At 43.9% G+C, this 24926-nt stretch carries 26 protein-coding genes; 8 read left to right on the top strand and 18 right to left on the bottom strand.

The window, feature by feature from the left end; genetic code table 11:
- Positions 1 to 6 precede the first annotated feature (6 nt).
- The 4 genes from IEY42_RS16550 (at position 7) to IEY42_RS16535 (ending at position 4887) form a co-directional block, all read left to right on the top strand.
- Complete coding sequence (locus IEY42_RS16550) at positions 7 to 417, top strand: diacylglycerol kinase (protein ID WP_188926348.1); 411 nt, start codon at positions 7 to 9, stop codon at positions 415 to 417.
- A gap of 73 nt (positions 418 to 490) precedes the next feature.
- Entirely contained in the window at positions 491 to 1168 is a 678-nt protein-coding gene (locus IEY42_RS16545) for a response regulator transcription factor (protein WP_188926346.1), read from the top strand.
- Complete coding sequence (locus tag IEY42_RS16540; protein ID WP_188926344.1) at positions 1165 to 2595, top strand: sensor histidine kinase; 1431 nt, start codon at positions 1165 to 1167, stop codon at positions 2593 to 2595. Before IEY42_RS16545 ends, IEY42_RS16540 begins: the two co-directional genes overlap by 4 nt.
- 381 nt (positions 2596 to 2976) lie before the next feature.
- Positions 2977 to 4887 (top strand): LTA synthase family protein, encoded by a 1911-nt coding sequence (locus IEY42_RS16535; protein WP_229780125.1) that lies wholly within the window; start codon positions 2977 to 2979, stop codon positions 4885 to 4887.
- On the opposite strand, the gene IEY42_RS16530 is transcribed toward IEY42_RS16535, so the two are convergent.
- The gene (locus IEY42_RS16530; protein ID WP_188926340.1) at positions 4879 to 5397 is read right to left on the bottom strand and encodes a hypothetical protein; all 519 of its coding nucleotides are present in this window, start codon (positions 5395 to 5397) and stop codon (positions 4879 to 4881) included. The two genes, IEY42_RS16535 and IEY42_RS16530, sit on opposite strands and share 9 nt — an antisense overlap.
- A gap of 64 nt (positions 5398 to 5461) precedes the next feature.
- The gene (bioH, locus tag IEY42_RS16525) at positions 5462 to 6253 is read right to left on the bottom strand and encodes a pimeloyl-ACP methyl ester esterase BioH (RefSeq protein WP_188926322.1); all 792 of its coding nucleotides are present in this window, start codon (positions 6251 to 6253) and stop codon (positions 5462 to 5464) included.
- Between the two features lie 42 nt (positions 6254 to 6295).
- Here bioH and IEY42_RS16520 point away from each other — a divergent pair, with 42 nt between their 5' ends.
- Positions 6296 to 7102, top strand: a complete 807-nt coding sequence (locus IEY42_RS16520; RefSeq protein WP_188926320.1) for a ComF family protein — start codon at positions 6296 to 6298, stop codon at positions 7100 to 7102.
- 229 nt (positions 7103 to 7331) lie between these two features.
- On the top strand, positions 7332 to 7910 hold the full coding sequence (gene nfuA, locus IEY42_RS16515) for a Fe-S biogenesis protein NfuA (RefSeq protein ID WP_188926318.1): 579 nt from the start codon (positions 7332 to 7334) through the stop codon (positions 7908 to 7910).
- Between the two features lie 82 nt (positions 7911 to 7992).
- Here the strand turns inward: nfuA and IEY42_RS16510 are convergent, their stop codons facing one another.
- On the bottom strand, positions 7993 to 8322 hold the full coding sequence (locus IEY42_RS16510; RefSeq protein ID WP_188926316.1) for an FKBP-type peptidyl-prolyl cis-trans isomerase: 330 nt from the start codon (positions 8320 to 8322) through the stop codon (positions 7993 to 7995).
- 110 nt (positions 8323 to 8432) lie between these two features.
- Positions 8433 to 9782, bottom strand: coding sequence for an MATE family efflux transporter (locus IEY42_RS16505; RefSeq protein WP_188926314.1), 1350 nt, complete (start codon positions 9780 to 9782; stop codon positions 8433 to 8435).
- A gap of 14 nt (positions 9783 to 9796) precedes the next feature.
- Here IEY42_RS16505 and IEY42_RS16500 point away from each other — a divergent pair, with 14 nt between their 5' ends.
- A complete protein-coding gene (locus IEY42_RS16500; RefSeq protein WP_188926311.1) occupies positions 9797 to 10855 on the top strand; it encodes a polysaccharide deacetylase family protein in 1059 nt (352 codons plus the stop codon).
- 27 nt (positions 10856 to 10882) lie between these two features.
- Here IEY42_RS16500 and IEY42_RS16495 read toward each other — a convergent pair whose 3' ends face one another.
- The 5 genes from IEY42_RS16495 to IEY42_RS16475 all read right to left on the bottom strand — a co-directional run bounded on the left by IEY42_RS16495 (position 10883) and on the right by IEY42_RS16475 (position 14830).
- Positions 10883 to 11455: an SCO family protein gene (locus IEY42_RS16495; protein ID WP_188926383.1), complete on the bottom strand. Its 573-nt coding sequence runs from the start codon at positions 11453 to 11455 to the stop codon at positions 10883 to 10885.
- Between the two features lie 63 nt (positions 11456 to 11518).
- Complete coding sequence (gene cyoE / locus IEY42_RS16490; protein ID WP_188926309.1) at positions 11519 to 12427, bottom strand: heme o synthase; 909 nt, start codon at positions 12425 to 12427, stop codon at positions 11519 to 11521.
- Positions 12428 to 12440: 13 nt separating this feature from the next.
- A complete protein-coding gene (locus tag IEY42_RS16485) occupies positions 12441 to 13421 on the bottom strand; it encodes a COX15/CtaA family protein (protein ID WP_188926307.1) in 981 nt (326 codons plus the stop codon).
- On the bottom strand, positions 13421 to 13972 hold the full coding sequence (locus IEY42_RS16480; RefSeq protein WP_188926304.1) for a redox-active disulfide-containing membrane protein: 552 nt from the start codon (positions 13970 to 13972) through the stop codon (positions 13421 to 13423). Before IEY42_RS16480 ends, IEY42_RS16485 begins: the two co-directional genes overlap by 1 nt.
- 42 nt (positions 13973 to 14014) lie before the next feature.
- Positions 14015 to 14830, bottom strand: a complete 816-nt coding sequence (locus IEY42_RS16475) for an SURF1 family protein (RefSeq protein WP_229780119.1) — start codon at positions 14828 to 14830, stop codon at positions 14015 to 14017.
- Between IEY42_RS16475 and IEY42_RS16470 the strand changes: the two genes are divergently transcribed.
- The gene (locus IEY42_RS16470; protein ID WP_229780117.1) at positions 14778 to 14996 is read left to right on the top strand and encodes a DUF2909 domain-containing protein; all 219 of its coding nucleotides are present in this window, start codon (positions 14778 to 14780) and stop codon (positions 14994 to 14996) included. The genes IEY42_RS16475 and IEY42_RS16470 overlap by 53 nt on opposite strands.
- Positions 14997 to 15003: 7 nt before the next feature.
- On the opposite strand, the gene IEY42_RS16465 is transcribed toward IEY42_RS16470, so the two are convergent.
- The 9 genes from IEY42_RS16465 to IEY42_RS16420 form a co-directional block, all read right to left on the bottom strand.
- The gene (locus tag IEY42_RS16465) at positions 15004 to 15879 is read right to left on the bottom strand and encodes a cytochrome c oxidase subunit 3 (protein WP_188926297.1); all 876 of its coding nucleotides are present in this window, start codon (positions 15877 to 15879) and stop codon (positions 15004 to 15006) included.
- Positions 15876 to 16439, bottom strand: coding sequence for a cytochrome c oxidase assembly protein (locus tag IEY42_RS16460; protein ID WP_188926295.1), 564 nt, complete (start codon positions 16437 to 16439; stop codon positions 15876 to 15878). The genes IEY42_RS16465 and IEY42_RS16460 overlap by 4 nt, the downstream gene beginning before the upstream one ends.
- 1 nt (position 16440) lies before the next feature.
- The gene (gene ctaD / locus IEY42_RS16455) at positions 16441 to 18036 is read right to left on the bottom strand and encodes a cytochrome c oxidase subunit I (RefSeq protein WP_160052003.1); all 1596 of its coding nucleotides are present in this window, start codon (positions 18034 to 18036) and stop codon (positions 16441 to 16443) included.
- Positions 18037 to 18046: 10 nt separating this feature from the next.
- Entirely contained in the window at positions 18047 to 20086 is a 2040-nt protein-coding gene (coxB, locus tag IEY42_RS16445) for a cytochrome c oxidase subunit II (protein ID WP_373292871.1), read from the bottom strand.
- Positions 20087 to 20478: 392 nt separating this feature from the next.
- The gene (locus IEY42_RS16440; protein ID WP_188926293.1) at positions 20479 to 20985 is read right to left on the bottom strand and encodes a cell division inhibitor SulA; all 507 of its coding nucleotides are present in this window, start codon (positions 20983 to 20985) and stop codon (positions 20479 to 20481) included.
- Positions 20982 to 21596: a transcriptional repressor LexA gene (lexA, locus tag IEY42_RS16435; RefSeq protein ID WP_188926291.1), complete on the bottom strand. Its 615-nt coding sequence runs from the start codon at positions 21594 to 21596 to the stop codon at positions 20982 to 20984. Before lexA ends, IEY42_RS16440 begins: the two co-directional genes overlap by 4 nt.
- Before the next feature lie 528 nt (positions 21597 to 22124).
- A complete protein-coding gene (locus tag IEY42_RS16430) occupies positions 22125 to 23372 on the bottom strand; it encodes an FMN-binding protein (RefSeq protein WP_188926289.1) in 1248 nt (415 codons plus the stop codon).
- 90 nt (positions 23373 to 23462) lie between these two features.
- Positions 23463 to 23759 carry a VcrB family reductive dehalogenase putative membrane anchor gene (locus tag IEY42_RS16425; protein ID WP_188926286.1) on the bottom strand — a complete coding sequence of 99 codons (297 nt, stop codon included), beginning with the start codon at positions 23757 to 23759 and terminating at the stop codon, positions 23463 to 23465.
- A gap of 13 nt (positions 23760 to 23772) precedes the next feature.
- Positions 23773 to 24729: a reductive dehalogenase gene (locus tag IEY42_RS16420; protein ID WP_373292870.1), complete on the bottom strand. Its 957-nt coding sequence runs from the start codon at positions 24727 to 24729 to the stop codon at positions 23773 to 23775.
- Between the last annotated feature and the right edge of the window lie 197 nt (positions 24730 to 24926).

The raw sequence follows: 24926 nt of genomic DNA, 5'->3' as shown, positions 1-24926 counted from the left end.
ATCACCATGAGATCATCAACCACAGTGAACAAAGTAAATAGTACTGAACAGCCAAAAATAGTGGTTAAGCGCCAAGGAATAATGCGTTTATTGTATACCTGTAAACATACCTTTAATGGCTTAAAGTGGATGTGCCGTAACGAAGCGGCTTTTCAACAGGAGTTGATGTTATTTGTGCCATTAACCGTATTGGCTTGTGTCGTCAATATCAGTGTTGCGCAATCAGCCATATTGGTGCTCGCATTACTGTTTGTATTGTTTGCTGAACTGGTTAACACTGCTATAGAAGTGGTTGTGGACCGTATTGGTTTAGAATTTAATACCTTATCAGGCTTGGCCAAAGACATTGCATCAGCATTTGTGTTTATCAGCATGCTGATGGCTGTGATTGTGTGGTGGGCGGTTTTATGGCCATAAGTGTTTCAATAACTGAGTACAGTGAAGCATCAGTCGGTTAATGGGTAAGGCATAAATAGGATAAGGGCACTCAATGAAAGTGTTGTTAATTGAAGACTCAGAAGCGCTGCGGCGCGGAATTAGAGTGGGGTTAGATCATTTAGGTTATACCGTTGATGAAACCGGCGATGGCTCTGAGGGCTTAAGTATGGCGTTGACTAACCAGTATGACTTTATCATTTTAGATTTAATGCTACCCAATGTTGATGGTATTAGCTTATTGAAAAGTATTCGTAAGTTAGGTAACCAAGCCAAGGTGATTATTTTGTCGGCTAAATCTCAGGCGGAAGATCGCGTTAACGGATTATTGTCTGGCGCGGATGACTATTTAACCAAACCATTTTCGTTTGATGAACTGCAAGCGCGGCTGATTACCGTGGGCCGACGTGGTGAGTTAAATCAACATACTAAAACAATTAGTATTGCTAATTTTGTCCTTGATAGCAGCAATAAATCATTGCTGGTGAATGGTCAATTTATCGACCTAACTAAAAACGAATTTAAGATAGTTGAATACCTATTTAATAACCCTAAACAAGTGCTTAATCCGGAGCAAATCAGCGAGGCTGTGGTGGGGTCGTTTAATCACTTATCTAAAAATACCATTGAAGCGCATTTATCGTCTGTGCGTAAAAAAGCCAAAGCGGTGGGGGCAACATTGCCGGTAAAAAATAAACGAGGTTTTGGTTACTTTGTGGATGAAAAAGCATGAAGTCATTAACCTCTAAACTAATGAACACCATGACCTACGTGGTGTCGGCAATTTTGATTCTGGTGTTTTTGGCTATCGACATAAGCATTGATAACTGGGTTGATGTTGAGTTTGATAATGCACTCACAGATAAGTCTAATTATTTAAAAACGTTAGTAAAAGTAACACCAGAAGGTACTGAGTTTGATTTTGCAGGTGAGTTTATGCCTGAGTTTGGTACCTCAACTAAAGCCAGTTTTTTTCAGTTGTGGCAAGGCGATGCAGTATTTGAGCGCTCGGAGTCGTTAAACCATTTTCCTAGAGTAGATTTACTCAAAAAAGACATTCCACTGAACAGCGCCATTTTTGCTGATGTCGATTTGCCTGATGGTCGCTCTGGGCGAGCGATGGTGGCGTATTTTGAACCTCAAGTGCCAAAGTCTTTAGGTGATGCTGCCATTAATGTTGAGCCTATGTGGTTAACTGTGGCGATTACGACAGAAGACCTCACTCAAATTTTAGTGATTATCGACTCGAGTTTGGCGATTGGTTTATTGCTGGTTATTGTGTTGATCCGCTGGGCGGTGGTGAAAGTGATTTATCGTGGCTTGGCACCATTAAATGAGCTCAATGACGCCTTAAAACATGCAGATGTGACTCAAAAATACATTCCTTTGTCGGCTGGCGCTGAGCGCTATTTGGAAATCGAACCGATTCGGGATGAACTGAATAAATTTGTAAAAATAAGCAAGCAGTACCTGCAAGCTGAAAAACGGATTACTGCCGATATCGCCCATGAGCTGAAAACGCCTATTAGCGAGTTAATCAGTTTAAGTGAAGTTTATATTCGCTATCCGGATGACCAGCGTATTGCGACAACATACAAACAAGATGTGTTGAATATAAGCCTTAGAATGAAGACCATTGTGAGTAACTTATTACTGCTGCAGCAGGCATCATCTGAGCATATTCATTTAAACCGCCAACAGCTCGATATCTCAACATTACTTGAACATATTATTGAAACCTTGGCGTTTAAATACCACGACATTAATAAACGCTTACTCATTGATAACCAGTTAATGGACAAACATATTTTTGCGGATGAGTTTTCATTGGATCTTATATTAACTAATTTATTCGACAATGCGCTTTATTACAGCCCCGAGCAGTCTGAGATTAAATTGAGCTTATTTGCAGAAGATAACGGTGTGACTATTTATGTAGAAAATACATTGCTTAAATCACTTAACTCCCATGACCTAGAGCACCTTACTCAACCGCTGTTTCAGGCTGAACAATCTCGAACCAATACCGACCGCCATGGTCTTGGCCTCGCGATTGTTGAAAATATAGCGAAAGCGAATGGCTTTACGTTTAGTTTTGGGCTGATTTCAGAAGATAAAATCCGTTTTAGTTTGCATATAACCAAACCAGCATTGCCATGAAGAACCTGATTTTATCGCCACCAAGACTGTTGCAGGTGTTTAAGGCGAGTGACGTTGAAATAACCCACACCATCACCAACAGTATGCTGTAAATATTGATAGGCCTGAATCCTCTAGTTTGATGATAACGGCCTTGTTATACACGCTTAGTATATAAGCCATCCTTAAGACCTAACCTATTTCCAAATAACGACTCGTTACTTGGGGCAGCTTTGTGCGCGCAAAAAAGGACTTAACGCAAAATAATAATAAATATTGGAGTCATTAATGTTCACTATTTTCAATCGTTACACTGATAATAAAACGTTAAAAAACCAAATAAATTCATCAGCTAATATATTTGGCGTTATTGTATTTTTTAGTGTGATAAGTTTTCTGGTGATGAGTGTGAGTCGCTTAGGTTTGTCTTTTTGGCAAATGGATCGAGTCGCTAATGCTCAAGGCTGGAATGATATTTTAATCCAAGGCCTGCGCGTCGATTTTGCCTCTTTATGTTGGTTTTTTGGCATTGCAGCCCTTGGCAGCGTGGTATTTGCAGGAGAGCATTTAATCGGTCGAGTTTGGCTGATAATCTTACGTATTTGGTTAACCCTAAGTTTGTGGTTAATTGTCTTTTTAGAAGCCTCAACGCCCTCATTTATTGCTGAATATGGCTTTAGACCAAACCGTTTGTATGTTGAGTACCTGATTTACCCTAAAGAAGTGTTGTCGATGCTTTGGTCTGGCCGCAAAGCTGAACTTATTTTGTCTGTTTTAATTTCAATTGCCACGGTGTGGTTTGGTTGGCGCCTAAGTGGACGTTTAACAACGAATATCAAATATTCTCGATGGTACTGGCGCCCTGCTTTAGCTGTGATTGTGATTGCAGTGACTGTGTTGGGTGCTCGTTCATCGCTAGGGCACCGGCCGTTAAACCCATCATTAGTATCGTTTTCTGATGATCCTTTGGTGAATTCATTAGTTTTAAATTCGTCATTTTCACTGATGTTTGCAATTTCACAGATGAATAATGAACAAGATGCGTCTAGCGTTTATGGCAAGTTAACAACAGATAAGATTATCGATATTGTGCGCCGAGAAAGTGGCCGACCATTAAGTGCATTCACCTCCAACGATATTCCGAGCCAATCTTTTAACCAGGCCAGTTACAGCGGCAAACCTAAAAACTTAGTGATTATTTTACAAGAAAGTTTAGGGGCACGTTTTGTTGGCAGTTTAGGTGGATTACCGTTAACACCAAATATCGATGAGCTGTCGCAAGAAGGTTGGTTTTTTGAAAATCTGTATGCAACAGGTACCCGTTCAGTAAGGGGGATTGAAGCGATTACCACAGGTTTTACGCCAACACCTGCACGTGCAGTTGTGAAGTTAGGTAAGAGCCAAACAGGCTTTTTTACCATTGCAGATTTATTAAAGCAGCATGGTTATGAAACTCAATTTATTTACGGTGGAGAAAGTCATTTCGATAATATGCGTAGCTTCTTTTTAGGCAATGGGTTCAGCAATATTGTCGACCAGGGTGACTATACTAATCCTGCATTTGTTGCGTCATGGGGGGTGTCAGACGAAGACTTATTATTTAAAGCTGATGAAGAGTTTTCGCGGATGCATAAACAAGGTAAACCTTTCTTTAGTTTAGTGTTTAGTTCGAGTAATCATGACCCTTTTGAGTTTCCTGATGAACGAATTGAATTATATGAACAGCCTAAATACACCATGCATAATGCGGTTAAATATGCCGATTATGCGGTGGGAGAGTTTTTCAAAAAGGCAAAACGGTCAGAGTATTGGAAAGACACGATATTTTTAGTGGTGGCAGATCATGATAGCCGTGTGGGTGGTGATGCGTTGGTGCCGGTTTCTCGGTTTCGTATTCCGGGATTAATTTTAGGCGAGGGTATCGACATTAAGCGTGATGCTCGCGTTGCTAGCCAAATCGACATGCCGCCCACATTGTTATCGCTTATGGGGATCTCTGACAATTATCCAATGCTAGGCCGCGACTTAACGAAAGCGCCAGATGATTGGAAGGGTCGTGCATTGATGCAATATGACAAAAACTTTGGACTGTTAGAAGGGAGTCAAATCACTATTTTACAGCCAGAACGGCCAGCACAAACATTTAGTTATGACTTTGTCAGTGAGCAATTAACACCCAATTCACTTGACCAAAGGCAAGCTGAATCCGCTTTAGGTTGGGCGTTATGGGGGAGTTTTGCATACAGTCATATGGCGTATAAAACAGCCATTGTCCCTGGAGTCATCAAAACAGATGAGGTTGGGTCACGCTAGAATTTGCAGTTGCGACTCAATATTGGGGGCGGATTGTTGTTGATAAAATTGACCAATTCGCTGACCAAACTGTTGGGCATTGGCATTAGACATACTGCTGTCTTTTTGGTGCTGTTTTAGTTCAGTTTGATCGTTAACTGCCGTTGATTGTGATTTGATTTGAATATCTTTGCGTTGCAAGGCTGGCGTGAGATTGGCAAGCACTCGAACCGTTTGCTGTTGTCGCGTTTGTTGGCGTGTAGGTTGTTGCAACAATGCTTTTGGGTCAACAGACTGTTGGGTTAACCCTTGCTGTTGTCGCTGTGATTGGTCTTGCTGTTGTTTTTTCTCGGCAACAACATAAGCTGCAGCACGTTCATTTTGTGGATTAAACGCGCGTTCTTCATGGCCTTTGGACGGTTCTTGCGGTGGAATGATCGGCGGTTTTTGTTGGTTATCCACTCGTGCAAGATCCGTCGCAACATTCGATGTTGCTAAAGGCACTTGCGGATAATGAGTGTTAATGATCATTGCGGGTCGCTACACCATAAAACCATGGCTAAATTATAGCCAATATAGTGCGCTAGCTAAAGCATTATTGCTGATATTTTGTCAGCCAGGGTAATAAATTGTGCAAAAATTCATCTGAATGAGAAATAAACGGTGCATGAGAAGCTTTGCTTAGCAATATGTCGCTGATGTTTTCTGCTTGTGGCATTTGTTGAATAACCCGCCGAGGCACTAAGCCATCGAGTTTACCCCACATCCGTAACCAGGGTTGTGTTATCTGGTTCAGCTGCTGCCGCAGGTCAACCTCTTCTAACATTGTCAGTCCCTGTGCCAATGCCTGTCTGCTAGGCATGGGTTTACTCAGCACGAGCTGTTTTATTTGGCTAATATCGGCTTTTGCGTTATCACTGCCCATGGCTTGAATGGCTAAAAAGCGCTCAACCGTGCGCGGCAAGTCGCGATTAAGTTGTGTTGAAAACTGCGCTAATACCGCGGGTAATATTCCTGGCCAAGCAGGCAAAGCATCGTTAGCGTCTCTGGCCATAAAGCACGGCGATGAGGCGAGGGTGACTAACGTTGAAACCGAATCAGGGAAATCTACCGCCACTTTAGTGGCAAGTAATCCTCCTAATGACCAGCCTATCCATATGGCATTTTTAGGTAATTGCTGCGCCAAAGCTTGCACCCATTGGTTAATATCACCGTCAATATTAGGGCTTAAGCCAAAACCCGGCAGATCAACATAATGCACTCTATACTGGTGTAATGCGTTTTTTAATGGACTGAATACAGCGTTATTGACCCCCCATCCATGCAGTAGGACTACATTTGGCCCTTGGGTGCCAACAGTATCGATATGCAGTGCAGGAAAGCTCACATTAATCCCTCTTATTCGACTATTTCATGGAATGAATAGCCTATGCCTGTAACTGTATTTAAACGTAAAATGACCGGTTTAGTGGAGCACAGTAAATCTGTGTACCAGTTTGCAAACGTGGCATTGCTGAGCAGTTTACCCAACCGTTGCCAGCTGTGCCAGCACCGAATTGAGCAGCTCGATTATCAACGGTTATTTCCTAACCAGGTGCTGAGCGGTATTTGTCAGGTGTGCCTGGCTGCAAGTTTGTACCAGCATGAAGTCTGTTTAGGCTGCGGTCGTGAAATCCCTTTGCTGCAAGCTTATTGCGGAAAATGCCTTAAGCTTACCCCTATGTTGGTGGTGGCGCCGTGCAGTTATCACCAAGGTTTGGGTCCCTTGATTGCAGCAATTAAATATCAGCAGCAATGCGCTCCGCTTAATGCCATTACTCAGCAATTGGCCACGCGGATAAACCAGTTGATTGAGCATAAACTCATTCGCGCGCCGCAAGTATTAGTTCCGGTACCTTTGCATCCTAATCGCTTACGTCAGCGCGGGTTTAATCAAGCCTGGCTGATTGCAAATCGGCTGAGCCAATTGCTTGATATCCCGTTAGATGACAGCAGCTTAACCAGAGTGGTCGATACCGCTCCCCAGGCTGACTTGTCTGGCAAGCAGCGGCGAAAAAATTGTTTTAACGCGTTTAAACTTAGCGATAAAGTGCAATATCAACGCGTTGCGTTAATTGATGATGTGGTCACAACGGGCACTACGGTGGATGAAATTGCCCGCTTATTCAGCCAGCAATTTATTTATGTACAAACCTGGTGCCTGGCCCGCGCTGAAGCACCAGGATTATTAGATTAATTCGATTTGAGTAATAACAATAATATTTAATAATTAAAACAAATGATTAGTTGTTTCAATGCCACGTATTATTCGGTTTTACAGGGTGCTTATAATGTAAAAAAACTTTGCACTGGATCATTTTTTCAAGATCAAATCATCCTGAGACTACAAAGCAAATCCAAGTCGGAGTATCATGTATCTAATTCTTACTAAATTACTCAGGTATACCCTGAGGGAGCAGGTTTTAATGATCACCATTTCCGATACAGCTCAGGCCCATTTCGTTAAATTATTGGCCGATCAGCCAGAAGGCACGCACATTCGTGTTTTTGTTATCAGCCCAGGCACTGCACAAGCTGAGTGTGGTGTGTCTTACTGCCCACCAGATGCGGTAGAAGCTGACGATGTTGAGTTACCATTTAATGGTTTCAGCGCCATGGTTGATGAGAAAAGTGCCCCATTTTTAGATGACGCCAGCATTGATTTCGTGACAGACCAATTAGGGTCACAATTAACGTTAAAAGCACCAAACGCCAAAATGCGTAAAGTAGCGAGTGATGCGCCGTTAGTTGAACGTATTGAATATATTATTCAGTCAGAAATTAACCCACAACTAGCCAGCCATGGCGGTAATATTATGTTGGTAGAGATTACCGATGATGGTGTTGCTGTACTGCAGTTTGGCGGTGGATGTAATGGTTGTTCACAAGTTGATATCACCCTAAAAGATGGTATTGAAAAGCAGTTACTGGATATGTTCCCTGGTGAGTTAACAGGCGTGCGTGACGTGACTGATCACCAACATGGTGAGCATTCTTACGCTTAATAGTGTTGAGTGTGAGCAAATAGCCTGAGCCTAGGTTAAATAAAAAACGCGACCGATTAGGTCGCGTTTTTTATTTATTGGCTTAATCGTCTCGGGTGAGTACTTCAAGTAATTCAATATCAAAAAACAAATCAGAGTGTGCTGGAATACGCTCACCAATCTGGCGTTCTCCATAGGCTAAATGAGCTGGGACAGATAACTGACGTTTGCCACCCACATTCATACCTATAATGCCTTGATCCCAACCTTTAATGACTCGGCCAGTACCAATGACACATTGAAACGCATCAGATGCATCAAACTGAGTTCCATCAGCTAAACGCCCACTGTAGCGGGTCGTTATTAGCGCGCCTTTTACTGCGGTTTTGCCACTGCCTATTTCGACATCGGTTGTTATCAATTCTTGAGTCATTCTATTTTCTCATGTCATTAACTTGAGATTATTTTACCTCAAGATTGGCAGCCAGGAAGCGCTCTATTTCTATAAATGTAGTTAAGAATGCCGCTAGCCGGATTTCATCGCTAAACGTTTGATGTTTTTAGTCTGTATCTAAGCTTATAAAAATAATGCCAACCTAATGTCATACTGCGACATAGCATAAATACCGACATGGCCGCCCATAAGCTGTGATTTCCCCATGCTTGCAATAAGTACCAGCACGGGAAGTACACTGCAAAGGTCGCAATAATCATACTGTTACGCATAATTTTACCTTGGGCTGCGCCAATATAAACCCCATCAAACAGGTAGCAACCAAAAGCAAGTATTGGCAAAAATATCAGCCAAATAAGGTACTGGTTGGCTGCTTGTTGTACCGCTTCTACATTGGTGAGCAATTGAATGATCCCACTGCCTGCGCCCCAAAATAACAGGCTAAATAATACGGCAATGGCTGCCGACCAATAAAAGGCAAGTTGCACGCTGTCGTGCAGTAATGGTTGGTTGTTTTGTCCAAATGCGCGGCCCACTTCTGCTTCGGCGTAATAGGCAATCCCGTCGAGGGCATATGAGATCAGCATTAATAGATTAAGTAACACCGCATTTGCTGCAATGATGTTGTCGCCTAACCCTGCACCGTGGAATGTCATAAAACTAAACGCCGCTTGTAAGCACAAACTACGAATAAAAATATCTCGATTTAACGACAATAAACGGCCATAACCGCGAAGGGTTAATTGGCTGAGACGGTGTTTTAAATTAAAGTCGCCCATTTTAGTCAATTGACGTTTAACCATAATCAAGGCGACCGAAAACGCGCAGATATCGGCAATCACTGAGGCTAATGCTGCTCCTTGGACGTCCCAATTAAAGCCGATTACAAATACCACATCGAGAATAATATTGGCGCAATTGGCGATGATAAGTTGCCACATAGCGGCTTTAGGGGCTTGGCGCCCTAATAACCACCCCAGTAATACCAGGTTAACTAGGGCAAAGGGTAATGACCAAATACGAATATCGACATATTGACGACAGTAAAGCATGACTTGTTCACTAGCATCACTGAGACTTAACGCAAAGTTTACGATGGGAGATTGCAATATAACGCAGGCAACCCCGAGTGTTAATGCTAAGATACAACCTTGTAACAACAATTGTTGCTGAGTTATTTTGTCGTCTGCACCATAGGCTTGTGCAACGAGTCCGGTTGTCGACATTCGTAAAAAGCCGAGTAGCCAAATCATCAAAGTTATTATGGTGCTACCAAGCGCCACGCCACCGAGGTAATAAGCTTGGCCTAAATGGCCTATCACTGCAGTATCAACAAGTCCTAATAGTGGAATAGTGATATTGGACAGTATCATCGGTGTCGCTAATGCCAATAATTGACGATGCTTATGATGATTTAATAGTAAAGCGCTAACTGACATAGGTATAGGTAATCATGGTTAAAAAAATCGTTTTAGGTTTAATGGTTGTCTGTTGTAGTTTGTTGCACTACCACGCGCAAGCGGTGGTGATTTTACAGTATCATCATGTTTCTGACAGTACGCCTAAAAGCACGAGTGTGACTCCAGAGCAGTTTGCTGAACAAATGCAATATTTAGCAGAAAACAACTTTACGGTGATGCCGTTAACGGATGCCGTTGATGCCATCAAGAATAACACGTCAATTGCCAATAACAGTATTGTGATTACCTTTGATGATGGTTATCAAAGTATTATTCAAAATGCTGCACCCATTTTAGCATCGCACAACTTTCCCTTTACTGTATTTGTGTCGCCAGCGCCGATTATTGCAGGCTATGACGGCATGATGAGCTGGCAAGACATCAAAACGCTAGCCGAACAAGGTGTAACGATTGCTAACCACAGTTGGGGGCATGAGCACTTAATCCGTCGTCTCCCAAAAGAAACCACCGCGCAGTGGCATGACCGAGTTGAAAACAATATTTTATCAACCGAGGCTGAGTTGCTAAAACAAACGGGCCAAAGTGTGAAGTTTCTTGCTTATCCGTATGGTGAGTATACTGCCGCACTTGAGGCTATTTTAGTTAAACATGGCTTTGTGGGCTTTGGGCAGCAATCTGGTGCGGCAGGTGAGTATTCATCCATTACGGCGTTACCGCGTTTTCCGGTGGCGAATGCCTACGCTGATTTATCGAGTTTAACGGTTAAGTTTTCAAGCTTGCCGATGCCGGTAGTAAAACAAAATATTAGCGAGCCTGTATTGAAGACGGGGCAATTTCGACCCAAGTTAGTGATTACTTTAGACACCACAGACTTATATCCACATCAGTTAATGTGTTTTATTCAGGGGCAAGGGGCTAAAAAACCGATTTGGTTAAGCGAGGATACCTTTAGTATTCAAGCGCCAGCAGATGTCACTCCGGGAAGGTCACGTTATAACTGTACTGTGCCCAGTAAAACCCGCACAGGGTATTACTGGTTTTCACAAATGTGGATTAGACCCAAAGATGATGGTAAGTGGCCACAAGAGTAGTCTTATCACATTGAGCCAAAGAGATTGTTAGTGCCAAGCGCTAACAATCTTATTCACGTCGCTTATCAGTTCACTGTTAATAATCTGCGGCAATTGTCCAGGAGTGGGCTTGGTTTTGAACACGGCGGTTTTCTCGCCACGGGGAGACACCAATACATACGAGGCACTGTGATCTACTTGATAATCACTGTCTTCGCCGACCATTGCGTATACAAAGCCTAAGTCACGACTAAACGGAAACAGCTCAGTGTGCTCTGCGCTGACGGCTTTAAACTCTTTATTGAAAAAGTTGATGTAATCGAGCCGTTTAATTTGAGTGTCGCGTTTAGGGTCGGCTGACACAAACACCACTTGAAACGAATCTGATATTTTTTGCAGTTTAGGGTATGCCGCCGCCAGTTTGTTCAACGTAGTAGGGCATACATCAGGGCAGGCAGTATAGCCAATAAAAAACAAACTCCATTTGCCTTGCAAAGACTGGTTAGTAAATTGATTACCGTATTGATCTGCAAGGGTAAAAGGCGCTAATTCTCTGGGTTGATCAAAGACATAACTAGTGGCCAAATCAAGTGGCCGTGATTGGGTCATTTGATAAGCCATAACACCAGCAACCAGTAATACCAGCACTCCAATAGCAATAAGTTTTTTCAATGCAATACCCTTCTATGCAACCCAAAAATAATGATCGACCAACAGTACAATAAATAACACCATCAAATGATAAATAGAAAAGGTAAACACCTTCATCGCTAAACCAGGATAGTCATGGTATTTAAGTTGCCACGCTTTATAAATAAACCCGCAACTGAGAATCGTTGAACCGATTAAATATACCGGCCCGCACATGCCAACTAATACCGGCAATAAGCAGGCAATGGCCAGTAAAATGGTGTAAAGCAAAATACATGTTTTGGTAAATTCTACCCCATGGGTGACAGGCAGCATAGGGATGTCGACTTTGGCGTATTCTTTACGGCGATGTATCGCTAATGCCCAAAAGTGTGGAGGGGTCCAGGTAAAGATAATAATCACTAACAGTAATGCGTAGCCATGTAGCTCGTTAGTGACGGCTGTCCAACCAAGTAGTGGTGGCATTGCACCCGCTAACCCGCCAATCACAATATTTTGCGAGGTCGCACGCTTAAGGTAAGCGGTATACACAAGGGCATAACCGATTAGGCTGGCAAATGTGAGCCAGGCGGTGAGCGGGTTAACCAAGGCATACAATACCACAAAGCCAATTAACCCTAACATAACGGCAAACACTGTGGCTTTGGTGGTGGAGACTTTCCCCTTGGGCAGTGGCCTGTTGTAAGTGCGCGCCATTAAGCCATCGATTTTACGGTCGATTAAGTGGTTAAAGGCTGCTGCCGCGCCCGCCATCATGGCAATGCCTGCCATTCCTGCAACTAGGGGCTGTAGAGGGACAATACCTGGCACGGCTAGGCACATGCCAACCAAAACGGTTAGTAGCATTAGGGCAACCACTTTGGGCTTGGTCATTTCAAAATAGGCACGCCAAGACAGAGACAGTTTTTGTTGTGGCTGGCTTAGGGTAAGAGGTTTTGTCATGGTCAATCCTCGCTTATGCTTTACGCCACAGGGCGTAATTTATAAAAACTAAGTTGAGCAGCAAAAATGCCGCTCCTGCGTTGTGAGAGACCGCAATACCCAGAGGTAAATTCATTACCACATTACTGATCCCAAGGCCGACTTGCATTATGACTAACAGCAGTAATAAATACCCGCTGTTACGCATGATATGTGAGTGTGAATAACGTAATTTCATCGCGAGCCAAATCAACATAACGGCGGTGACGACCGCCCAAATTCGGTGAGTTACATGAATTGTCATGCGTGTGGGGTAGTCTAAAACTCCAAATTCAAAACTGGGGTGTTCGCCTTGAAATGGCGAAAATGCATCGGCAAAGCGGAGGTTATCTACCCAGTTACCTTCGCAAATCGGTAACGTGGTGCAAGCGAGTGCTGCATAGTTTGATGATGTCCAACCGCCTAGCATAATCTGAATAATCAATACCCCTAAACACACTAAGGCCAGGGGCATTAATTTACGTGCATGGCTATCGCCGCCGGGGATCCGCAGTGGTTTGAGGCGTAAATACAGTAATAACAGTAAAGCAAATAAACTAAAGCCGCCGATAAGGTGCGCCATCACTACGATTGGCATGAGCTTCATGGTGACTGTCCACATGCCAAGTGCGGCTTGAAAGATAATCAGTGCGGCAATAAAGCTGGGTAGTTTTTTAGGCGCTTGCGGCTGCTTGAGACACAAAATAAGAATTGCCAACACCATTAAGCCTAATGTGCCAGCGATGTAGCGGTGGATCATTTCAAGCCAGGCTTTTTCAGGCTCAATAATCATATCTGGGAAATGCTGCTCTACTTTTGCTAGCTCATGACTTGCACTGGGTACAGCTAAATGGCCATAACACCCCGGCCAATCAGGACAACCTAAACCCGCATCCGACAGCCGGGTATACGCACCCATTAAAATCACTGCGAGGGTGAATATTAAGGTGAACTTAATAAGCCTTTTTATTGTCATTAGCCAACCCTCGATAACTTAAGCATTTTGCGCAAATCGGCAATCATGGCTTTACCCTGGGTGATGTTGGCATCACGACCCGCCACGTCGTCATATTGCATTATCAAGCTGCCTAAAGGGTCAACAATAATGACTTGTTGTTGAGTCATTAATGCCGCGATGGCTTTATTGGCAGTCACTTGCTCAAAAGGTATCTGTAATGTGCTGAGTATGCTGGTGTCGCTATGGCTCTCAACCAAAATAATTGGGCTGACTCTGTCGCGGTTTTTACCTAAGGCGATGTAGCTTTGATTCAGTAGGTATAACCTGTCCTGGCATGATTGCTCACAGGTTTGTGGCAATAGGTACAAAATCTGCCATGAATGTGGTTTGGGGTTGGCCATGGCCAAACTTGAATAGTTAATGTCGGTCGCCAGTAATGCCCCTTTATTGGTTGCACCGCCTTGATACAGCTCTAGGCTCAATACTAGTTTGGCCACCGCAATGGGTAACACAAACACCACTAGCAATAAGATTAATGCTTTATTATTTTTCTTAGGCTGGGAGTTCATTGTATCTCCTCGTATCATTTTAATTGTTGTGTGTTGCTGTGATTATTGACGTCTACATTGCCTTAAGGCTATCCAGAGCATCAGCCCTAAAAATACAGCCGCCATGGTGAACCACTGTAAGGCATATCCTTGATGTTTTTGCGCCGACAGTGGAATCGGTACCCAGGGTTGCGGTAGTGAGTATTGCGGCACGTTATCTGGCTGCAATACCACTGCGGCAATATCATGATGTAATAATTCAGCTAACGCAGGCATCGATAAATTTTGAAACCGTATCGGTTTGTCTGGGTGTATTTCTGGATGAAGTTCATCACTTAATGGATTAGCTTGTTTTTGATAAACCCGGCCAGTTAACGCATATTGCCCAGCTTGAATGGGCGCTAAAGCGGGTAGTTCGCGGCGGTCGTTACCAGCGCCCACAAAGCCTAATTCAACCAATATCCATGGTTGCTGCGTAGTGACTTCAAATACTTGGTAGGCAAGGTAACCTACCTGACCCTGATACACTTGATTATCGAGTAGTAATAATGGTTGCTTGACTGGGGTTGCCTGTATCGACAAACGATAGCCGGTCAGTAAGGCGGCTTCTTCAATGGCAGATGACTTCGCCTTCATAAGTGAAAGCAGCTGCGGATAGTTGAGCGCTGCTTGTTGCTCACGTAATGCTAAGGTTTGTTGCCATTGTTGCTTAAACTCAGCTCGCGACAGTTGCCACAGTCCTAACTTGACCAAAATGGTAAACACGACCAAAGTAATCAATACCAATAACACGCGAGACACACTCACACCGCCAAAAGGATTGCCCGTGACAACACCATTGATTGTTAAGTTATTTTTAGTCTCGTTGCTTGTATTCATAATATTTAACCTGGGTAGAGCATTGTTTATTATGGTTAAAGGACAGCATCAGCAGTCAATGAGTCAGTATTTAGGGCGTCGTGTTTTATTTTCTGTGGTGGTGATTGTGCTGCTGCTGGTGGCTTTAGGGTTGGGCTATATTCAGCCCAACACACGGCCTTATTAACCTGCAATTACAGCACGTACACAAAGATGAATAAGCATAACCACACCACATCGACAAAGTGCCAATACCAACTCCCCGCTTGAAAGGCGAAATGCTTATCTGGGGTAAAATGGCCTTTGATTATTCTGAGCAACAAAATCATCAAAAACAGCGTCCCTATGGTGACGTGCATGCCATGAAACCCAGTCAGTAAAAAGAAGGTATTACCATAAACCCCTGAGGTGAGCGTGAGACCCATTTCTTGGTAAGCATGGCTGTATTCTTCTACTTGTAATCCAAGGAACACCGCACCTAAAACCACCGTTAAACTTAACCAGATAATGAGGGGTTTACGCTTGGCTTTTTCTAAACTGACATGAGCAAAATGCAGCGTCACAGATGATGTGATTAAGATAATGGTGTTAATTAGTGGCAAACCAGTCCACGGCATGGCTTCGGTGGTGGTGCCATCAGGGGTTTTGATTAATGGCCATGCGGCCTCAAATGCAGGCCATAATACTTCTTGGGTCATGGCATTGTTTGACGCGCCGCCTAACCAGGGCACTGAGATCATTCGCGCATAAAACAAGGCTCCAAAAAAGGCGCCAAAGAACATAATTTCAGAAAAAATAAACCAGCTCATTCCCTGTTTAAACGACCGGTCCATTTGTGGCGAGTATAGGCCAGCCATTGATTCGTCAATGACGGTTTTAAACCAGCCAAATATCATAAAAATAATCACTGCGATACCGGCTAATAAAATGTAGCCGCCAGAGGTTTTTTCGGTGGCTAACTGTTGAATATAATTACCCGCACCAAAGGCAATTAAAAATAAGCCAATGGCGCCAATAATAGGCCAACCACTTTGGGTTGGTACGTAATAGGTTTGATGCTTTGTGGTCATCTTGCTGCTCCTTGCTTTGCCGATACCGCTTGCTTGTCAGTGATATCGTAAAGGGTATAAGAGAGAGTCAATGTATTAATGGACGCCGGTAAATCTGGGTCCACATAAAAAATCAGTGGTAGCTCAGCACTCGTGTCGGCTGCGAGAGGTTGTTGATTAAAGCAAAAGCATTCTGTTTTGTTAAAGTATGCCGCGCCTTGTCCAGGCGAAACTGATGGGATCGCTTGGCCAATAATGTTTTTTGCCGACAGATTTTTAACCAGAAATTTGGCGTGGGTAAGCTCTCCGGGGTGAACGGAAATTTTGTTCACTTTAGGAGAAAACTCCCATGGCATATCCGATTGCACTTGGGTGACAAATTCAATCGTCACAGTACGATTTTTATCAACAACGACCGCGTCATAACTGCTGGCAGTATTTTGGGTTTTGCCGTTAATCCCCAAGGTGTCGCACAGCACGTCATACAGCGGTACCAAGGCAAAACCAAACCCAAACATGCCTATAGATCCTAAAATAAGCATGGTGAGTAATTTACGGTTTGATTTTGGCGTTGGGCTCATATCACTTAATCTCCGGTGGGGTCGTAAACGAGTGATAAGGCGCTGGGCTAGGGATTGACCACTCTAAGCCATCAGCGGCTTGCCATGGATTATCTCCAGCGGGTTTGCCGCCTTTAATACACTTGAGTACCACCGCCAGAAAAATCAATTGCGATAAACCAAAGGCAAAGCCGCCGATGGAGACAATTTGATTCACGTCAGCAAACTGAATCGCATAATCTGGAATACGGCGAGGCATACCCGCTAAACCCAAAAAGTGCATCGGGAAAAACAGCACGTTGACCGAAATAACCGAACACCAAAAATGCCACCTGCCAAGGGTTTCGCTATACATATTACCGGTCCATTTAGGTAACCAGTAATACGCCGCAGCCATAATGGAGAAGATGGCACCCGTCACCAGCACATAATGGAAATGAGCCACCACAAAATAGGTGTCATGGTATTGGAAATCCGCCGGGGTAATGGCGAGCATCAGCCCTGAAAATCCACCAATAGTGAACAAAATAATAAAGGCAACGGCAAATAACATTGGGGTTTCAAAGGTCATAGAGCCTCGCCACATAGTGGCAACCCAGTTAAACACTTTTACGCCGGTCGGCACGGCAATGAGCATGGTGCAGTACATGAAAAACAGTTCGGCAAACACCGGCATACCGGTAGTAAACATATGATGCGCCCAAACCAGAAACGACAAAATAGCAATACTGGCGGTTGCGTAAACCATTGATGAGTAGCCAAATAATGGTTTGCGGCTGAAGGTCGGTACAATCGCCGAGATAATACCAAAGGACGGTAAAATCATGATGTACACTTCTGGGTGCCCAAAGAACCAAAAAATATGTTGGAACATCACTGGGTCGCCGCCACCTGCAGCATCAAAAAAGCTGGTGCCAAAAAACTTATCGGTAAGCACCATTGTCACCGCACCTGCAAGTACGGGCATAACGGCAATCAATAAAAACGCCGTGATTAACCAGGTCCACACAAATAGGGGTAACTTCATCCAGGTCATTCCGGGTGCACGCATATTAACGATAGTCACCACCACGTTAATCGCACCCATAATTGAGCTTATCCCCATAATATGGATGGCAAATACAAACAGCGCCGTTGAATCAGGGCTATAAGTCGTCGATAACGGGGCGTAGAATGTCCAACCAAAATTGGGGCCGCCGCCTTCCATAAATAACGAACCCAGTAACATGGTGAACGCGAAAGGTAAAATCCAAAAACTCCAGTTATTCATGCGAGGTAAGGCCATATCTGGCGCGCCAATCATCATCGGAATTAGCCAGTTTGCCAGCCCGGTAAAGGCTGGCATGACTGCACCAAACACCATGACTAACCCATGCACTGTGGTCATTTGATTAAAAAAGTTTGGTTCAACTAACTGTAAACCAGGCTGAAACAGTTCTGCGCGTATGACCATGGCCATTGCGCCACCGGTTAAAAACATGATGAAACTAAACCATAAATACAAAGATCCAATGTCTTTGTGATTGGTGGTCAGTACCCAGCGCATCAGCCCTTTAGGAGCGCCGTGATGATGTTCATCATGGGCAGTGTCGATAGTATCGTGCGTTGTTGTGCTCATTGGTTTTCCCCTACTGTCCATGGTTAGCGACATCGGCCGCTTGTACTGCATCGCCAGAATTATTGCCCCATGCATTACGCTCATAAGTAATCACTGCAGCCATTTGTCTTGGGCTGAGCTGACTACTGAAAGCCTGCATTGCAGTGCCCGGCTTGCCATGCATAACCATCTCGATATGCCCGCTAACCGGCCCAGTTATTACCGGACTGCCAATGAGTGAGGGGAAAGCGCCGGGTATTCCTGCGCCAGTGGCTTGGTGGCAAGCTGCACATGTTGTGGCATAAACTTGCTCACCTTCTGCCATGAGCTGCTCCATGGTGAGTGTGGGTGTTGCTTCTGGCGTGAAGACTTTGTCAACGACTTCGGCTGCTTGATTAGCCGCATCGGTTATCGTGTCTGCAACAGTATCAGCGCCAGCGGTTGCTGTATCTGTTACTTGCGCAGCAACAGTTGGCTGAGATGTTGCGGTGCCGTTATTTGCGTAGTTGCTTATGTCTGCCGCCTGTACTGTATCACCAGTATTATTGCCCCACGCATTACGCTCATAAGTAATCACAGCGGCTATTTGCTGTAGGCTAAGTTGAGCACTGAAAGCCTGCATTGCGGTGCCAGGCTTGCCATGCATAACCATCTCGATATGCCCGCTAACGGGTCCTGTTATTACCGGACTGCCAATGAGTGACGGGAAAGCGCCGGATATTCCAGCTCCTGTGGCTTGGTGACAAGCGGCACATGTTGCGGCATACACTTGTTCACCTTCTGCCATGAGCTGTTCCATAGTGAGTACGGGTAAATCTTCTGGCGCCACGGCTTTTGTAACGGCTTCAACAGCTTGGTTGGCTGTTTGGGCTAGCGTATCAACAGTATTATCAACCATAGCTGTTGCAGTGTTGGCTTGTGCCGCCGCTGCATTTGGTGTTGCGGCACCGTTACTTGAAAAGTTACCTACGTCTACTGCTTGCACTGCATCGCCACTGTTATTACCCCATGCATTGCGCTCATAGGTTATGACTGCGGCAATGTCTTGTGCAGATAGCTGTTTGGCAAAGGCTTGCATCGCTGTACCGGGCTTACCGTTGATCACAATATCGAGGTGACCTTGCACAGGGCCTTTAATCATTGGGCTGCCAATAAGCGATGGAAATACCCCTGGAAGGCCTGCGCCATTGGGTTGATGACACGCTGCACAGCGGGCAAGGTAAACTTGCTCGCCTTGTTTGCTTAAGTCTTCAAGGGATAAGGTTTGTGACATGGATGCTGCCGCTGCAGCAGCTTCGGTTTCAGCCAGTTGTTTTTGCTCTACTAGCCAGTTATCAAAATCAGCTTCAGATAGCGCATTAACCACAATGGGCATAAATCCATGGTCTTTGCCGCATAACTCAGCGCATTGACCTCGATAAATGCCGGGCTTGTCTATGCGAGTCCAGGCTTCGTTAATAAAACCAGGATTGGCGTCTTTTTTAACGGCAAATGCGGGCACCCACCAGGAGTGGATAACATCGTCTGAGGTCATTAAAAAACGTACTTTTTGATTAATCGGCAATACCAGTGGCTTGTCTACTTCGAGGAGGTAATTCACACCTTTGGTTTGGTCGCCATCGATTTGTTCTCTTGGCGTTGAAAGCGTGCTGTAAAATTCGATGTCTTTATCGAAATAGCTGTAATGCCACTTCCATTGAGACCCAGTAACTTTAATAGTCAGATCCGCATTGCTGGGGTCTTCCATTGCGATTAGGGTTTTGGTGGCAGGGATTGCCATAGCAATTAAGATGATAAACGGAATGACGGTCCAGGCGATTTCCACTTTAGTACTTTCGTGAAAATTGGCCGCGACTGCACCTTTTGATTTACGGTGATAGATCATCGAGTAAATCATGATCCCAAACACCACTAACCCAATAGCACAACAAATATATAAAATAGTCATGTGGAGGTCGTAAACCTTACCACTGATATCTGTTACACCTTGAGTCATGTTGAGGGGCATTTCTGCAGCCCCGAGTGGAAGTGCTAACAGCACAACCAACAAACAATACCACCTTTGCTTCACAAGACTTCTCCTCTGATAATTGCAAATAGCAATTACAAAGAAGAGTCACACAGTAAGTCTCTGCTCTATGCAAACTCTTCGATTCCCAAAAAAGTTTGATGACCTCAAAGTACCCTGGTGGTTGTAGGCTGCAAGCCTACGCATTTTTGTTAGCTGAACACCACACTTGTACCTACGACTGAACTAATCAATTTATGTTGACGTGTTCCCATCGATGGCTGTTGTGTCTGCCAATTCACGTCATATTAAGGATAGACAATGTTTCACCCTTGTTAACAACATTACTTGTAGATTAAACATTGATCAAGATCACTTTGTCCGCTAATCGTCTGAAAAAATGCAAAAAAAAAGCCCTGATTTGAATGCAGGGCTTGGTGTTTATGGGTTCGTTGTTAATGAAATGCTGAAAAATTACTTGTCGCATTTGTCATAGATGGATTAACTATTGGGTGTTTTTCTGGTGAGTGAGCGTTCACATCTTCAATCACGACACCTAATGCACGGGCACTTTTGGCGACAATTTCTAAACGGCGGCTGTCACGAGCATCTAATGAGCTAGTCCAGGTAATGACCGCACTAGACGTGCCACTGGTTAATGCTTTTTCCATGGCCCATAAGGTTTCGACTTCATCTTTAGTGTGCACTAATAAAATGCGATCCATTCTTACCCCGGCGCTGGCAAGCATATGCTTATAACCAATGTGTGGCGGGCTAATTAATACAATCCAGCGTCCTTGTTGGCTTAAACTTGCTAGTTGGCTACACAGTTGCCCTAGCTCAGACTCACCTTGAGTGACGGTTTGTAATGTTTGAATGGTTTGGCTGCCGTATATATCAGCCTCGGTTAAATCTACCCATAAGCCTGGGTGGCGCGGGGCGGTGCCCATTAGTTTGTTCATAACCAATCTCCATTACGGATAACGCCAACTGCAAGCCCTTCAATGGTGAGGCTTTGGCAACTTAAGTCTACTTTAATCGGGTTGTATGCTTCGTTTTCAGCATGTAGATACACCACATTGCCTTTTTTCTCGAAACGTTTAACCGTGACGTCGTCTTCAACGCGGGCCACAACAACCTGGCCATTGCGTGCTTGCTGCATTTTATGAACGGCAAGTAAGTCACCTTCTAAAATGCCAATGTCTTTCATACTGTCACCGCGGACTCGCAATAAAAAATCTGCGGCGGGTTTAAACATGCTTGGGTCAACTTGATAATATTGCTCAACATGCTCTTGGGCTAAAATGGGTTCGCCTGCGGCAACCTGGCCAATCAGCGGTAAGCCTGTTTCTTGTTCTTCTTCGTGAGGTAAGCGGATACCTCTTGAAGTGCCAGGCATGATCTCGATAAAGCCTTTTTTGGCTAATGCTTTTAAATGCTCTTCGGCAGCATTTGCACTTTTAAAGCCAAGACGTTTTGCAATTTCAGCACGAGTCGGTGGCATACCTGTTTCGGCGATATTGTTTTTAATTAAGTCTAAAATTTCTGCTTGGCGCGGCGTTAACGGTCTCATGATGATTCCTGTCTTTTTATACAGTGACTGTCATTATATACAGTGTTTTTGTTCGCGCAAGTATTAACCAACTGTTTTTTGATATTTTTCGTTTAGCCGTTAACAAATTACGCTTTTTTTAAGCGTTATACGTGATAAGTTCTATGTTAAGCTTTTGATTTTATTGGAGGTGCATACTTGTTGCGGACAGGGGCTGAAATAAGAAAAATAGGCTTGTGCGGGATTAGATGAAACCTATGACGGTATGACTCTTAAGGTGATGGGGTTTACTGTATATAAAATATTGAGTTTGCACTAAGGTAATTAACTTTTTTGAGTTATTTACCTTAGTGCTGTGACTGGCTAAATGTATGTGGGAGCAATCCTTTGCGGTTATGTCGGCGATATATTCAGGTCACTAAGATTTATTTCCAGGCTCAATTGTCTTCATTTCGTCGGCATAGTTGATTTCACGTTCAAGGTTATTGCCAACATCGATGATGACCAATACTGTGCATAGCAAAATAAATGCAACGATCACAATTTCTTTCAGATCTTTCTTTTTGGGTATATTTTTGTCCATGTTTCAGATGTCCAATTTTGTAAATGTTTGATAAAGGCTTCAACCGGTTTAATAGGACAGAGATAACGGCACCAAGGGCGATGAATAAATAGTGCAGAAAGCAAAACAAGCCCAAGTAAAAAAAACTGTGTGACGTTGCCATCTAAATCAAACATAGTGCCAAATATTTCGTAACTGGATAAGCCAGGGTTTCGATAAAGTAAGGCAATAAGTACCGCCGCAAAAGCAAGACCACGCTGGATCCACTGCATTTTTGATTGATAGCTGCGTAATGTATGCGCTTTTGCTCCGCCGATTTTTCCCATACATTCTTGAGCGGCGCCAAAAGGACAAAACCATTCACAATATGGATTTTTGTTAAACACGGTCATAGAAAACAGAATCCCTATGATTAACAAATACCAATACAAGTGAGTGTGCCAATCGGGCCAGAAACCCAGTAGCATTTGATTTAGCATTGAAATGGTTAAGGGGTTTGTGTAAACAAATCCAAGCATAATCATGCCAGTTACCATGCAAAACCAGCGCATTTTTTTGGTATGTCTAAATGATTTTTTACGCCCGATAATACCTAAAACAAATAAGGCGATTAAGGTGATTTCAGGCAGACCGAAAATAAACTTTGTCGGCGCTTTTGGGGGGACATCGAGGTCTAATTCTTGTTCGGCAAGTCTACGAACCCCCTCTAATGAAGCATTAGCTAAGCCACGAGAGGTGTATGTTGCACCGCTGACACCATCGACATCCGAGTTAAGTGAAAATGCATCGTTATAACGCTTGCCAATTAAGCGCGAGATTAGGCCGTTTTGAAATACTCGTTCAAACCAGCGAGGGGTTTCTAAGTGTTTTATCACGGTGAGATCAGTAATCTCACCTTCAAGGTTTATGGCGACAGCTAATTGCATTGGTCCGCCGTAACCGTTGCCTTCCCCAATGGCAATATAACCAAGTAACTGATTATTATTAAATGCGATAAAGTTTCCTAATGCTGATTTTTCTATCTTATCCGCGGTAGGCATAACTTGATGAAGATAAGGTTCAATGTCTGCACTTTCTCGATAGATGCCTATTATCCAAACCGCGATAATTAACATGATCGATATTGCAGCAATCTTGCGTTCTTTGCTTTGCTTTTTAGGCCGACATTGTTTGTTAGTGGTTGAGCGGTGACTAACGGGAGGCCGTTGTTTTTTGATGATGAGTTGTTGTTCCATAACTTTCAACTTAGTGTATTTTAAATATCAATTGAGGGATTTTCCTTGGTTTTACGCGCACCAAGGAAATCCGTATTTAAGCTAAGAGTATTAAGAGGTTAACCTTGCACGATACGAGCGTAAAACAATCACAGCCATCACAATGATGGGTAGCCCCATAAACACAATCGTAAGCCAAGCTACTCGTGGTTGCCCTTCATGAAATGAAGCAATAAATGTTTGCCCCATCAACATGAAGGTAATAAAAATAATGGCGGTCAGTAATAGTTCATACCAATTAAATTTGGTGGTTTTTTCTTTAATTAAAGCATGTAGATAAACGGCTCCACCGCCCATGATAAAACCGAGTAAGACATACCAAAACCAATTCCAACTAATGATGCGCATGATGCTCTCCTTATTATGAGCGTGACTTATCTAAGCCAAATAGTGGAATATCTAAATGATTAACTTCCCACGGTGATTTAGTCGGTGATGGCTCTTGTCCATAACCGAATACATCGTCCATTTTTCGGATAGCTTCATTCAGCATTGGCGCTTTAGAAATCGATATGCGAATGAGGTCATGCATCACCGCTTCATCAAATTTTGTGAAAGGGCATACCGCTTGGCAGCGGCTGCAGTCTGGGTCTCCACCAAGCATGTACGAGTAGCACTTCTTAGCATCTTGATACCAGCCTTTATAGCCTTTAGCTTGCCACGATTTGTCGCCTCCCCATGAAGGTTCATCATCCATTGGGATTGCTTCTGACGGGCACATTTCTGCACATTTTTTACACGCCTTACAGAACTCGAAGATACCGGCGTCGATAGGTTTCGACTCCGCTAAAGGTAAGTCAGTTACAGTGAGCATAACGGTTCTAAAGTTTGTGCCCCATTGAGGGCTAACTAAGATACCAGCACGTCCAGCTTCACCTAGCCCAGCCATTACACCAAAGGGGACACTTCGGCCAATAGCACCTGTGTCGCCACCGTAATATTGGTAACCAAGACCACGTAAAAAGACATTAATGCGATTGGAGTAAATATTGGCGCGAGAATAGGCCGCGGTGTTAGCTGCTGCCCAGCTCATGCGGTCGGTAAATTGTGCCATCCATAAACTTTGAGGGATTACCGCGCAAATAACCCATAAGTCTTTGTTTGGTAGTACAAATGTTCCATCTCCTGGGTCATAGCCTTTTTCTACATCCTCGAAGCGGATATTGCCATATAGTAATTTTTTTGTTTTGTCTGTTAATTTCACAAACCCCATATCTGCAGCGCCTAACACTCGGCCTGCTACACGTAGCATACGAGCATTCTCTTCCGGTGTGCCCTCGTGACGTGGGACACCGAAATCTTCAGGGGTATAAAACATTGTTGGATGTTCCCAGCCATCAACAACTTCTAATTCAGGGCCTGTCCACCCCGGTCTAACGGTCGTATTTGTTCCCCAGCCCCAGCAGTTTGCATCACCAAGCGCGCGATCTCGTAGGGAGTAACCAAGGACATTGTGTTCTGGTCAAGTCCAACCGGACACTTTTCTAAAAGAAATTTCAAAATCAATCGGTGACT

It is taken from the genome of Shewanella algicola (assembly GCF_014648035.1).
GTDB classification, from domain to species: domain Bacteria; phylum Pseudomonadota; class Gammaproteobacteria; order Enterobacterales; family Shewanellaceae; genus Shewanella; species Shewanella algicola.
This window is presented reverse-complemented; position numbering and strand designations above follow the sequence as displayed.